Here is an 11,978-nt window from a genome sequence, read left to right as displayed (position 1 = left end):
GTATCCTGCCTGTAGGCTTAATAAAAAAAGCAGGCCACCGAAGTGCCTGCTCATACTCTTGTTATTCGACTATTGTTTTTGCCATAGTTGATTAATTTGTAATTCGTGTCATCCGTGCTTTCGAGTCGTTTTTATTAAGTAAGGTTATGTTTATAATTCCCTTTGATAAAAGTCATATAATTGATGAATAGAAGAACTTGATAAGAGATGACTGGCTCGTTCAATTTTCTCGCGTTCCCAATCGAACCAACGCATTTCCATCAACATTTCGATTTCTTTATCTGTAAAACGTTTCTTTATCTCTTTGCAAGGGTTGCCGCCAACAATCGTATAGGGCGGGACATCTTTTACAACAACCGATCCTGCTGCAACAATGGCGCCTTCACCTATCTTCACACCTGGCATTATCATTGCATTCATGCCAATCCAAGCATCACTTTCGATGATGGTATCCCCTTTTCGCTCATAAGAGGTTTCAATATGCTCCGCAAACGGAAGGTCTTCGATAGGGTTAAACAGCTTTCTTGATTTTTCATCTCCCCAAAGGTATCTTACGCACCCATCTTCAAAATCATGATTATCGTAATAGCCGGAATAGTAAGCGTATTCTCCTACTTCAATCATGGGATTGGTGACAATATCCTTCAGATACTTAATTTCAGACCAGTGATTAAACCGATGTTTTTTCATACTAGTTCCTCGCTTCTAATCCACTACTTAAAAAAGCAGCTAATCCAGACAACTATCTTCCTTCTAATCGATATCCTAACTACATTTCCGGGATTTCAGAAGGAACCTTAAGGTTTATGACATCGATCCCTTTTTCGTCGCGTGCTTTTAAGTCTCGCAGAAACTCAAGGAAGCCATACCGAGGTTTCCAACCAATTGTGTTTTCAGCCTCAGAGAGGTCATGTTGCTCCACTTGCTCAGGCAATTCGATTCCGTATTTCTTTAACAAATGGATAGCACCAGGAACATGTGTCTCACACCAATCCGGCCCATGTTTTTTGAAGTTTTGGATGGTTTCTATCGGCATGCCGTGATTCGTATGAACAATCGTGCGAAAAAGACCTACTCTCTTCTCCAAAACTGCTTTGACTGAGGCAACTGTAGCTGCAGCAACGTCCCTTCTATCGACACCATTGCGAAGCAACCGTTCTCCGAACTCTAAGTACGGGCGTGGTATAAACTCATGGTAACGAAGCATGGCTATCGATGCACCGGTCATTTCATGATAAGATCTACAAAGATCTTCCCCAATAACTTTACTAACCCCATAGATCGATGACCATCCATATGCCATTGAAGAAGCATACACAATAGATTGAATCCCCAATTGCCTGCATGCTTCCAGAACATGGAATGTGCCATCTACATTTACAGCAAAAATCGTCTCATCGCTAACAGGCGGATTGTGTGCACAGTGCCATGCTGCCAGATGAACAACCGCATCCATACCTGTTACAGCTTGACGCACATCTCCGGGGCTCCTTGTGTCGCACCTAACAAACTCGATTTCTCTCAAATCGTCCGCATTTGGAGGCATAACATCTGCCATCCTAACCGAATAACCTGCTTGAATTAATGCTCTGCAGACAGCTTGACCGCCATTGCCGGCAGCACCGGTTACAAGAACTTTCATGAGCTCACACCACCAAATTTATTATTTAAGTAATTTATTCGTCATCCTAAAGAAACACCCTTTTTTTCTTCCAGCATTTTTTGGATATGGAATTGTATCTCTTTCGTTGCTTTAGCAAAAAACCGCATCCCTATGTGAATGCGGTTTGTCTGTTAATGGTTCACTTAAAAATTGTTGTAAATAACGTCCGCGGTGACTTTCCCGCTCGTGATGTCTCCCGAGGTGAAGCCGGATACCGTATGGCCGACTTTAAATTCTTTGCTCACTAGTTGCTCTGATGGATCAGGTGCTGTCGGACCCGTTATGCCATAAGTCGTTTTTTCCGTTACCGTCACCCATAACTCGCCGATTCGGAAGCTTTGTCCGTCGGCGCTTACTTCATCAATGACACCTTCAATGTTGACTCGCTGCTTAGCCGAAGTACCAGATCCCGGACCGTTATTTCCATTAACGCCGTTTGGATCAATAGCAGTCCCATTTCCATTTCCGTTCTGGTTAACCGCATACATGCTCAAAGCTAATACAGCGCAAGCGGCAATGCTCGCCGCCCAGATAACTGCCTTGTTTTTATTTGCTGCCGGATTGGCTGTTCTCATAGGCATTTTTCCATCTCGTTTATCGTTATCGATTAGTTTATGCCTGTCTAGGCTTAAGCGCTCAAGCGTACGTTCTTGAAAGTCTTCGCTCGTTTTCAATTTGGACATGGCCGATTTATAGCTCGATTTTTTCATCTTCAGAGATCACCGCCTATAATTTCTTTAAGTTGCTTGCGCCCGCGAGCAAGCCAAGTGCCTACCGTCGCGGGTTTGGCATGAAGAATGTCCGCTATTTCTTCCAAGGAGTAGCCTTCGTAATAATGGAGATGGATCGGTATCCGATATTTTTTATCCAATGATAAAACAGCCTGCATGACCGTGTATTCGTCCTTTGGAAGGTATGACAGGTTGTCCGGTATGGGGCTTCGACTTTTAAACCAGCCCGTCTTGAGCAGGTTTTTGCATTTATTGATCGTTGTTCGGATTAACCAGGCTTTCTCATGATCAACGCTGTCGAAGACGGGGGATTTCTGGAGATAGGCCAGGAATACTTCCTGAGCAACTTCCTCCGAATCGGCAACGTTTTTGAGATAGGCGAACGCTATCTTGACCAGACTGTCGGAATAGCTCGCCACGGCTTTGCGGACGGATTCATTGAGCTCGTATGCATCGATCACCTGAAGCCCCCCTTTCACTAGTGCTACAATCGAGTGGCCCGTTATTTTCATGCTGCAAATACCAGTATGTCCATCTGCCCAATATGGCAACAGTCTCCGTGCCAGAGCAAACCAAAAGCTCCGCTGGGCATTCAGGTTTTGTGATCATGTTAATCTGTTGTTTAGAATTTATTAACATCTGGTTTCTTTGGTGTTTAACTCTCTCTGCTATGATAGATGTATACTAGAGCTATTAAATTAACTTATTTTTCAGGAAAGGATGGGTATGCTGTGCTGAGAATGGCCATCATCATTATCGTGCTTATCATTTCTGGCTGCCAGAAAAGTGATGATCAAGTGCTGAACAACGAGAAGCAGCAAGCAGCCCAAACGGTGAATAACGAAATGGACAAGCTGAACAAAGCATTGCTAACTGCGGCGGAGCAGGGTGATATCGCTTCGATAACTAAGCTGTTAGCCGAAGGTGCCGACATTAATGCAGTTGACCGTCAAGGAAGAACCTCTGCGATGATAGCCGTACATGCAAACAAGCTGGACGTTTTTAACCATTTGGCGGGTCTGGGCGCCAACATAAATATACAGGATGATCGTTTGGATAATCCGCTTCTTTATGCAGGCGCGGAAGGCAAGATGGAATTTGTCCAAGCTGCGATTGCTGCCGGCGCAGATACGACCATCACAAACCGTTTTGGCGGCACGGCGCTTATTCCTGCAGCGGATCGTGGCCATGTTGCGATCGTGAAAGAGCTGTTAACCACATCCGATGTCAATATTAATCATGTGAATCATTTAGGCTGGACTGCGCTTCTTGAGGCGGTCATTCTTGGGGATGGCGGGGCAGATCATCAAGCAATCGTAAAGTTGTTGATTGATCACGGCGCTGATGTAGAACTTGCTGATTCAGATGGGGTTACTCCCCTGCAGCATGCCAAAAACCGAGGGTATAAGGAAATGTCCGAGGCTCTCCAGCTTGCAGGTGCAAAAAAATAGGAGCAACAATTTAAATGGCCGGCAGCTTTATTCTGCCGGCCATTTCCTTTATCATTTCAGTTCAATGGTCTTGGTTGCAACATTGCTGCAAAATTCCTTGTCATGCTCCACAAAAAGAATAGTAGGCGAGTATTCAAGCAGCAACTCTTCAATTTGCATCCGTGAAATAATATCAATAAAATTAAGCGGTTCATCCCATATATGCAAATGAACTTCCTCGCTCAAACTTTTTGCAATGAGCACTTTCTTCTTCTGCCCTCCGCTAAAATCGGAAATATCCTTTTCAAACTGAATTCTGGAAAAATCAAGCTTTCTTAAAATGGATTTAAATAAGCTTTCATCAATCCCGTTATTTGCGGCAAAGTCAGACAAGTTGCCTTGCAGATGGGAAGTGTCCTGTGACACATAGGATATTTTCAGCTGAGTATCCTTCCTGAAGCTGCCTGTATAGCTTATATCCTCGCCGCAAATCAATTTGATGATGCTCGATTTCCCCGAGCCGTTTTTACCCGAAAGCGCAATTCGGTCACCTTGCTCAATCGTGAAGCTTACGTCTGCGCAAACCGTCTTATCGCCGTAAAAAATCGAAACATCATCCATTTCAACAAGCTGGCTTTTATGAAAAGCAAGCTGCGAAATTTCTAAGCTGTCGGCGTTTTCGATATTTTTTAAGAGCTTAGACTTTTCATCAATCGCAGATTGCTGCCTTTGCTCAATGGACTTGGATCTTTTCATCATTTTAGCGGCTTTGTGGCCAACATATCCTTTATCTAGCTTTGAGCCTGAGTTTCGGGTTCCGTTTTTAGTTTTTTCGACTTCATGCGACCAGTTGCCCGTTCTTCTAGATGAATCCGATAAGCGCTTAATGTCTTTTCTAAGTTTTTCGTTCTCCGCAAGCTCAAAGTTATCTTGCCTCTTCTTATTTTCCCACCAACCGGAGAAATTGCCTTTTTGAATTTCGATGTTGGTTTTGTTGATGGAAAGGATATGGTCTACGCAGTTATCAAGAAAGGATCTGTCGTGAGACACCAATATAAATCCGCTTTTGGATTTAAGATAATCACTGACAAGTTTGCGTGCATGCATGTCAAGATGGTTGGTGGGCTCATCGATCAGCAGAAAACTATTTTCTTTAATGAATAAAGTAGCCAGCAGCACTTTGGTCTGCTCACCGTTCGACAAAGAATCAAAGGGCCGGTACAAAACATCTTCAGAAACCTTTAGCAGCGTAAGCTCGCGCATTAATTTCCAGTGAACATAGTCCGGGAATATGTCTTCGATTACATCGATGGTATTGTTTTCCTTGTGTTCGACATGAAAAGGGAAATATTCGAAACGGACATGAGCGGAAATATTGCCGCTATATTCATATTTGCCTAGCAGCAAACCCATAAAGGTTGTTTTCCCCCTGCCGTTTCTTCCCGTAAATCCTAATTTCCAATCACTATCAATTTGAAAATTGACATTTTCAAATATGTTATCGTAGCTGCCTTCATAGGCAAACGTCAGGTTTGTAACATTAATTAATGACATAAAATCATCCCCTGTATGAAAAATAAAAAAGCTACAAGAAAGTTACCTTCTTGTAGCTCAAATAAATACAGTTAATCAAACCCCACTATGGGATTAGATATGGGTATATTGTTTGAGTGAAAAGATAAAGTAACTTTCTTGCATATAAAGAATAAAACACGCGAAATAAACTGCGTTTTTTGTTTTATTGTTTTATATAGATAGCAAGAAATATTACATTATGCGTTTCAACTCCATTCCATGAATTAGCTGTATCTTAACATACTCGCTTTTTAGTTTCAACAACTATAGGGATAAGTATGCATTTAAAATTCTTTTCCCTCCTTTTTATATATTCATGACAAGAGCTGTCACTATTAAGCTCTACAATTAGAATCAATCCCAGATAAGCACAGCTTACTCGGAGCTAACTTTTGAAAAAAAAGGAGAGCACAAAATGACGCATTCTTATCATCCACTGGGCATTAGAAAATTTTTCAGATCGGGTGATCTAACCCTTTCCTATCTTGATTTTGAAGGCGACAGCCATAAGATACTGCTGCTGCTGCACGGTCACATGGGTAATGCTAGAGAATTTGCTAAGCTCGCACACAAATTCGCCGATTGGCGGGTGATCGCTTTAGATCAGCGCGGCCATGGTTGGAGCGAGCATCCTCCTGAGAAAGACTATTCGAGAGCGAGCTATATTGCGGACATTTTCACTTTTATTGATCAAGAACTTGGAGGAACCCCTGTAACGATACTGGGTCATTCGCTCGGTGGGGTTAATGCCTATCAATTTGCGGCCAGATATCCTGAGCTTGTCGACGCAGTCATTGTAGAGGACATTGGCGTAGAATTAAATCACGATATCTCATACGTTGTTAACCTCCCGGAACGCTCTGCATCCTTGCAGCATCTAAGAGAAGCGCTTGCCGATGCAGGGTTTAGAGCCATTGACTACTTTTCTGAGAGCGCGTTTGAGGATGAGAAAGGTTGGGGCTTTCGATTTGATATCACAGGGATGGCAATCTCAACCCAAGGCATAAACGGAAATCACTGGGGCGACTGGCTTGCCTCGACCTGCCCTATTCTGCTAGTCCACGGGCAAAAAAGCTGGGCACTCCAATTAGATGAGGCGGAGAGAATGGTATCACAAAGACCTCTTACCAAGCTTGCCGTTTTTAAACAATGCGGACACGGTGTCCATTCCGACGACGTAAACGGCTTTTATCAGGCAGTAAATGTTTTTTTGGAAGGGCTAAACGGTCATCGTTCAGTAAAATGAAACGCATCAAAATGCATGTGATGTTACTGGGGATATTGACGGCTTCAGGGCTGTTTAAGGTTGGTCTTCGACAATGAAGATCAACCTTTATTTATAAGTCCAGTTATGACAAGCATTGCACCTTAGTGTTGCGGAGTTAGGACGACGTTTCCTCTTTTGTGTCCTTTTTCTACATATTTGTGAGCCTCCGCTGCCTCTTCCATCCGATAGCGTCTATCGATGACAGCCTTTATTTTCCCCGTCTCAAAAAGCTCTTTGAGGAAAACGAGATTTTCTTTGCTCTGCTTTAAGCCTGCGGCCGTGAACATGGCTTTTTTGCTTCCGAACTTTGAAGTCCTTAGCATTTGAAGCATTGTTCCAAGCGCCGGTACCGTCGAGAGATAGATCCCTCTTTGGCTAAGCGTGCCCTTGCATATTGAAAATGAAAGCTTGCCTACCGCGTCGAAAATAACATCATACGTCTGGCCGCTTTTAGTAAAGTCCTCTTTGGTATAATCAATGACCTTATCGGCTCCGATTGACTTCACCCATTCTAAGTTTTTGGTGCTGCATACACCGGTCACTTCTGCTCCGAAAAACCTGGCAAGCTGAACGGCATAAGCGCCTACTGCGCCAGATGCGCCATTGACCAATACCTTTTGCCCGCGCTGAATTTTTGCCGTATCTCTGAGGAAAATCAATGCAGTCAAGGCGCCGTCACAGACGGCAGCGGCTTCTTCATAGGTCGCATTGGCTGGTTTTGTGATCAGCGGTTTATCTTCGGCCAAACACATGTACTCGGCATAAGCCCCAAAGCTGTTTGGACTTACACCAAAAACCTGATCGCCTTTTTTGAATAACGTTACCTCTTTGCCTACCGAATCCACTTCCCCAGCGAGCTCAACGCCCAATATCGAATATTTGGGCTTTCTGAGGCCATAAATAAGTCGGATCATAAAAGGGTCTGCCTTGCGAAAAGCACAGTCCGAGGGTGTTACTGCCGCTGCATATATTTTTATTCTTACCTCATTATTGTTGGGTGTGGGCTTCTCTACTTCTTTCAGCTGTAAAACTTCCGAAGCTCCATATTGGGTGCAAACAATCGCTTTTATAAAAACTCCTCCTTATTTTCGATAAAAAATACTTCTTCGAGCGGCAAGCTGAAGACAAAAGCGATACGAAAAGCCAGTTCCAGAGAAGGCGCATATTTTCCTTGCTCAAGCGCTACGATCGTTTGCCGGGTCACGCCAGCTTTTTCGGCTAGCTGCTGCTGGGTCATTTCATTATGGTTAAAACGTAATTTACGAATGTTATTGCTAATAAGCAATTTGCCCATCTTAGACTCCTCTCCGATAAAAATAAATCTGAGTAATAACGCCGACCACCTCTGACATTAGGCCTGAGAAAATTAGGATGATGAACATCATATAGGGCGGCATGCTCATGACCAGCGATCCCATCGCAAGAAGAAAACCAATGACAAACGCGTAATGAGAATTTCTTGTTGCTTTCAACGCAATGATTTTGTCTAGTTCATCTGCAAATGAGGGTTCTTTTTCATTCGTTGCTATCCGGTAAATGATATTGAATACGATTGAAATAATGATTTTGGCAACTATCGACACCGGGATTAAGATTAAGATGACGGAAGCCCAAAAGCTGAAGGTAGCCGTTGAATTTTGGGTTGCTTGTGGATACCGGTCGAACACATATAAACAATAGAATACAAATACCAGTAAGCTGCCCATTAGAGACACGATATTCTTCTTTTCCTGATAGGACATATTTTCTCCTCCTGTTTGCTAATCTTTACTTCAAGTAAAGTATTATGTACACAATGTAATCTATTTCATACATGGTGTCAATTATGAATTACACATAAATGCGAAAAAAAGGCATAATGCCGCATGAGCATATGCCAATAACTTCGAAATAGACGATTGAAAAATTCGGTTTAAACAATTGCACGAACTTGATCGATTTGATAAACATCCATACCGACCATTTGCATATATTGAGGACTTTCTTTAATAAACTGTACCTTTACCGTAAAATCATGCTCATTCAGCCGGCCGTTTATGTAGCCAGTATCATATAAGCCCTTGAAAGGGACGCTTACCTGCACCTTTTGTCCGATGTTCCATGATCTTGCCCGTAACACTTGGGAGATTGTCTCTCTATCCTGCAAATCACTCAGCAATACGTCCTGATCCTTTTTATCCTCCTTCTCCTGCTCCTTCCTATCGAGCTCCGTAACCATATCGACTTCAACGGGCGCATCAAGCTGATTCAGAATGTATTCATCAAAATTAGCAGCTTTATAGGCTTTTGGATATGCAGCTTTCAAGGTATGGAGCAGCGTGTTCAAGCCATAGAGCCATTTTTTCGCTTCCAGATTGTCAATGTCCCCGCCTTTCTTATCGGAGTCAGGTGAAAAACGGTCGATTGCATTCGGATCAAATAACCCGTAAAGCGCCTCCTGAAGCTGCTTCTTCAGTTTAGTTGAGACAATGGGCTGGTTATCCTCAAAAGACAGCAGCAGCTTGCGATGCCGGCCTTCGTTTCGGCCGCCAGGGACGCCTCCGGTGACCACCGTGCTAAGCGGCGTTACGTTCACGAAATCTAAGTAAGCATAGATAAGCTGCTGAAGATGCGCAATAACTGATTGCAAATTGCTGAAATCGATTTCTTGATCAAGAAGCTTACGCAGCCATCCTTCCGCTTCACCCAGCATATGAGCCTGTTTGCCGTCTACCTGATCCTTCAGTACCGTATAGGCTGATGAAGCAAATGCTTCAAGTGCTAAGCTTTCCAAAGCTCTTGCAGCTGCTTTGGGCGTCTTGCCCGTCATCGTGGTACGGACGGCATCGATATGGGCGGTCCATGCGGTTGAATGGGCCCCCATCCCTTCGGTGCTGGAAAATGGGCTTTTCGAACGGCCTTTAATAAGTACATCGCCAATTTTTCCACTCTCATCAAGGAAAACGGTACTCATGAGCGTTCCGCTGTTTTCGCTAATAAAATCGGATGGACCGATGGCTACTGCCACAGGTTCTGCTTGTTTGGCCAGCACATCCTCGATCGGCACATTATTGGTCCCGCCAAGATTTTGGAAGGCGCGTTTGCCGCGCAGCAAATCGTATATGATTTGATAGGCCTCATCATTGCTGCCGGATAGCTTAAAGTTCTGTTCAACCTCTTCGGCGTCATTTTGCCGGATAAGCAGCAGCCGAAGCTCTTCGGTCAGTTGTTTCTCTTGATTCCATTCAGAAAACTCATAGGAGTATGGATAAGCAACTCTGATTGTATCAAGAAAATGCTGCAAGCCGAGCGCCCATACTTCACAGATCAATACCGGATTCTGACTGTTAACGCGGGACTGCGCGAATACGCCCGGCGTCTCGGCGGCAAACAGCTTGCGAAGCTGATTCTGCACCTTCGTTTTGAGCTGAGGCTTCTTCTTAAGGTCTACCGCCTTGTTATCCTTCTTGATGTCGGCGAGTACCTTTTCGTAATATTGAATGGTCCGCTCGTGTTCTTGTATGCTCTCCTCTGCCAGTTCCGCATTATCCTCGGTTTCCATCATACTCTCTGCGTTCTTTTTTTCTTCTTCCGCACCTTCGATAAACTCGTTCGCCGAAGACGCGGATTCGTACAAATTTAATAATTCCCTCGCCGAGCCCTCGCCGTTTCCTCCCGGATTTCCGCCAGCTACCGTTGCCATGGGCAGGTAATTAACGAAAGTCAAGAGCGCGCTTATAAGCTTCTGCAGCTGCACGATAACGGAAAAAGAATCGATGATATTCTTTTCATCACAGAAAGGCTCGACGTTTGAAACCGCCGTATTTAGACCTATATTCGCATCATCGAGCTTTTTCTTATGGGCTTCCTCCAAGTGGGCCGATAGCCGAAGCAGCGGCGATGCTTGCTGTGCTTTGGCAAAATTAATGATATATTTGCATGCTTCATCAAGGAGATAACCGATCAACTGCCGGCGAACCGCATCAAGATGAGCTACCCAAGCCGTAGAGTGGGCGCCCATTGTTGCGGTGAAAGGAGAAGGCGTGCGTCCTGCGATCAATACGTCAGAGATGGCAATGTTATTGGGATTCTCATCTGATTTAAAGTCTTCATTTGGCCGAATTTCCGATAACACGCGCTGCACGACACCGCGCGAGCTGCCAGTTGAAAGCGTTGATCCGGGCAAGGATGATTTTTCGGCGCGATCCCTTGTCACGACTTGCGGTGACGGCATTCGCTGCATCAATTGCTGTGTCTGGCTGTTTCCAAGCGTCTGCTGCCAGCTTAGGAGCTGGGCTTGCGAAAGGTTCGAGGCTGCCATCGCTTGTATCATAGGTAAACCACTTGCAGGCTGCATGCTGGAGGTTTCATTTGTTTGCTTTACCTGAGGCCGTTTCTCCGGGGCATTCCGATTGCCTGCTTGTTCCTTCATTCGTACACCTCCTAGAATGAAATACTTCCATTATCCTCCATCCGATAGATGCCCGCAACGACTTTTTTTGAGCCATATATGTCGTTCAGCTAACGTTACTTCTCCATGCGAAGCAAACACTGCTGCACATATCCGATGAATTATCTAGCAGCACGTGAGTGAAACGACAAACGCAACAGATTGATCGATTCCGCTCTTATGACGCATAAAAAAAAAAGAAAACGCGCATTTACGCGATTCCTTTTTTTAAGCTTCAATAGGCAGATAAATGTCAATTGCGCTCTCTTCTTGCTCAAGGGTGTCAATAGAACCCCAATATTCGAAATCAAAAGGCCGTGCTCCGTCGATCCCTTGATCTCGGATGGAATCATAAGTTTTTCCGATTTGGGATTCCGGTCCAATATGCGTAACCTTCACATAGCTGCCGGCGGGTATCGTGTGCGTAACAAATCCCTCGGGTATGTGGGTGAAATCACTTACTTCTACCGCGACTACGCTTACGAACGGCACATCTGGCGTCCATTCGCAATCCTGATAAACTTGGACTAAGTAGATCCCGGCATCATCTGATTGATTTGCAATCTCATGGCGTCTGTCAACTAATTGATTGCGTAAGCCTCCGATAATTCCAGCTTCTAGATCTTGATTTAACGATGCCGTTACCGTGTAACCAACGAGCTTCGTCTCGATTCTCTCGAGCGTTTGCACTAGTCCCATTGTCATTTTTGGCATAACCCCTTATTCATAACAAAGTAACAGAACAGAATAATAGTAACAGCTTTACCCTAAAAATGAAAACAACTTTTAATGGGCTTACTCCATATTTAATTTGCTCCTCTGCTTCCAAAAATAAAAAGCGGTTAGAGCATGCATAACAGCGGGTACTGCGCCAAATTCTGTC

General features: G+C 44.2%; 12 protein-coding genes. 2 read left to right on the top strand and 10 right to left on the bottom strand.

Translation table 11 applies throughout. The features are described 5' to 3' along the window. Positions 1-150: 150 nt before the first annotated feature. From A7975_RS04640 to A7975_RS04625, 4 genes are all read right to left on the bottom strand, one after another. Positions 151-690, bottom strand: a complete 540-nt coding sequence (locus tag A7975_RS04640) for a CatB-related O-acetyltransferase (RefSeq protein WP_065384297.1) — start codon at positions 688-690, stop codon at positions 151-153. A gap of 79 nt (positions 691-769) precedes the next feature. Beyond that, positions 770-1,642 carry an NAD-dependent epimerase/dehydratase family protein gene (locus tag A7975_RS04635; RefSeq protein WP_065384296.1) on the bottom strand — a complete coding sequence of 291 codons (873 nt, stop codon included), beginning with the start codon at positions 1,640-1,642 and terminating at the stop codon, positions 770-772. Positions 1,643-1,806: 164 nt separating this feature from the next. Next, entirely contained in the window at positions 1,807-2,373 is a 567-nt protein-coding gene (locus A7975_RS04630; protein ID WP_065384295.1) for a hypothetical protein, read from the bottom strand. Between the two features lie 2 nt (positions 2,374-2,375). Beyond that, entirely contained in the window at positions 2,376-2,855 is a 480-nt protein-coding gene (locus A7975_RS04625; RefSeq protein ID WP_082197967.1) for an RNA polymerase sigma factor, read from the bottom strand. 270 nt (positions 2,856-3,125) lie between these two features. On the opposite strand from A7975_RS04625, the gene A7975_RS04620 reads away from it, so the two are divergent. Beyond that, the gene (locus tag A7975_RS04620) at positions 3,126-3,845 is read left to right on the top strand and encodes an ankyrin repeat domain-containing protein (RefSeq protein ID WP_483295891.1); all 720 of its coding nucleotides are present in this window, start codon (positions 3,126-3,128) and stop codon (positions 3,843-3,845) included. 51 nt (positions 3,846-3,896) lie between these two features. Here the strand turns inward: A7975_RS04620 and A7975_RS04615 are convergent, their stop codons facing one another. Further along, positions 3,897-5,378, bottom strand: a complete 1,482-nt coding sequence (locus A7975_RS04615) for an Lsa family ABC-F type ribosomal protection protein (protein WP_053375989.1) — start codon at positions 5,376-5,378, stop codon at positions 3,897-3,899. Positions 5,379-5,814: 436 nt separating this feature from the next. Between A7975_RS04615 and A7975_RS04610 the strand changes: the two genes are divergently transcribed. Then, on the top strand, positions 5,815-6,645 hold the full coding sequence (locus tag A7975_RS04610; RefSeq protein WP_065384294.1) for an alpha/beta fold hydrolase: 831 nt from the start codon (positions 5,815-5,817) through the stop codon (positions 6,643-6,645). A gap of 122 nt (positions 6,646-6,767) precedes the next feature. On the opposite strand, the gene A7975_RS04605 is transcribed toward A7975_RS04610, so the two are convergent. The 5 genes from A7975_RS04605 to A7975_RS04585 all read right to left on the bottom strand — a co-directional run bounded on the left by A7975_RS04605 (position 6,768) and on the right by A7975_RS04585 (position 11,800). Then, on the bottom strand, positions 6,768-7,736 hold the full coding sequence (locus tag A7975_RS04605; RefSeq protein WP_065384293.1) for an NAD(P)-dependent alcohol dehydrogenase: 969 nt from the start codon (positions 7,734-7,736) through the stop codon (positions 6,768-6,770). Further along, complete coding sequence (locus A7975_RS04600) at positions 7,733-7,960, bottom strand: helix-turn-helix transcriptional regulator (RefSeq protein ID WP_065384292.1); 228 nt, start codon at positions 7,958-7,960, stop codon at positions 7,733-7,735. Before A7975_RS04600 ends, A7975_RS04605 begins: the two co-directional genes overlap by 4 nt. A 1-nt stretch (position 7,961) precedes the next feature. After that, the gene (locus tag A7975_RS04595; RefSeq protein ID WP_065384291.1) at positions 7,962-8,408 is read right to left on the bottom strand and encodes a hypothetical protein; all 447 of its coding nucleotides are present in this window, start codon (positions 8,406-8,408) and stop codon (positions 7,962-7,964) included. A 170-nt stretch (positions 8,409-8,578) separates the two neighbouring features. Continuing rightward, positions 8,579-11,077: a hypothetical protein gene (locus tag A7975_RS04590; RefSeq protein ID WP_065384290.1), complete on the bottom strand. Its 2,499-nt coding sequence runs from the start codon at positions 11,075-11,077 to the stop codon at positions 8,579-8,581. A 246-nt stretch (positions 11,078-11,323) separates the two neighbouring features. Continuing rightward, positions 11,324-11,800, bottom strand: coding sequence for a GyrI-like domain-containing protein (locus A7975_RS04585; protein WP_065384289.1), 477 nt, complete (start codon positions 11,798-11,800; stop codon positions 11,324-11,326). Positions 11,801-11,978: the final 178 nt, after the last annotated feature.

It is taken from the genome of Bacillus sp. FJAT-26390, from assembly GCF_001682865.1.
Classification (GTDB): Bacteria; Bacillota; Bacilli; order Paenibacillales; family Paenibacillaceae; genus Pristimantibacillus.
This window is presented reverse-complemented; position numbering and strand designations above follow the sequence as displayed.

Coding starts and splice junctions, on each gene's coding strand:
- A7975_RS04610 (WP_065384294.1), top strand. CDS start 5,815: ATGACGCATTCTTATCATCCACTGGGCATTAGAAAATTTTTCAGATCG.
- A7975_RS04615 (WP_053375989.1), bottom strand. CDS start 5,378: ATGTCATTAATTAATGTTACAAACCTGACGTTTGCCTATGAAGGCAGC.
- A7975_RS04640 (WP_065384297.1), bottom strand. CDS start 690: ATGAAAAAACATCGGTTTAATCACTGGTCTGAAATTAAGTATCTGAAG.
- A7975_RS04635 (WP_065384296.1), bottom strand. CDS start 1,642: ATGAAAGTTCTTGTAACCGGTGCTGCCGGCAATGGCGGTCAAGCTGTC.
- A7975_RS04630 (WP_065384295.1), bottom strand. CDS start 2,373: ATGAAAAAATCGAGCTATAAATCGGCCATGTCCAAATTGAAAACGAGC.
- A7975_RS04595 (WP_065384291.1), bottom strand. CDS start 8,408: ATGTCCTATCAGGAAAAGAAGAATATCGTGTCTCTAATGGGCAGCTTA.
- A7975_RS04585 (WP_065384289.1), bottom strand. CDS start 11,800: ATGACAATGGGACTAGTGCAAACGCTCGAGAGAATCGAGACGAAGCTC.
- A7975_RS04590 (WP_065384290.1), bottom strand. CDS start 11,077: ATGAAGGAACAAGCAGGCAATCGGAATGCCCCGGAGAAACGGCCTCAG.
- A7975_RS04600 (WP_065384292.1), bottom strand. CDS start 7,960: ATGGGCAAATTGCTTATTAGCAATAACATTCGTAAATTACGTTTTAAC.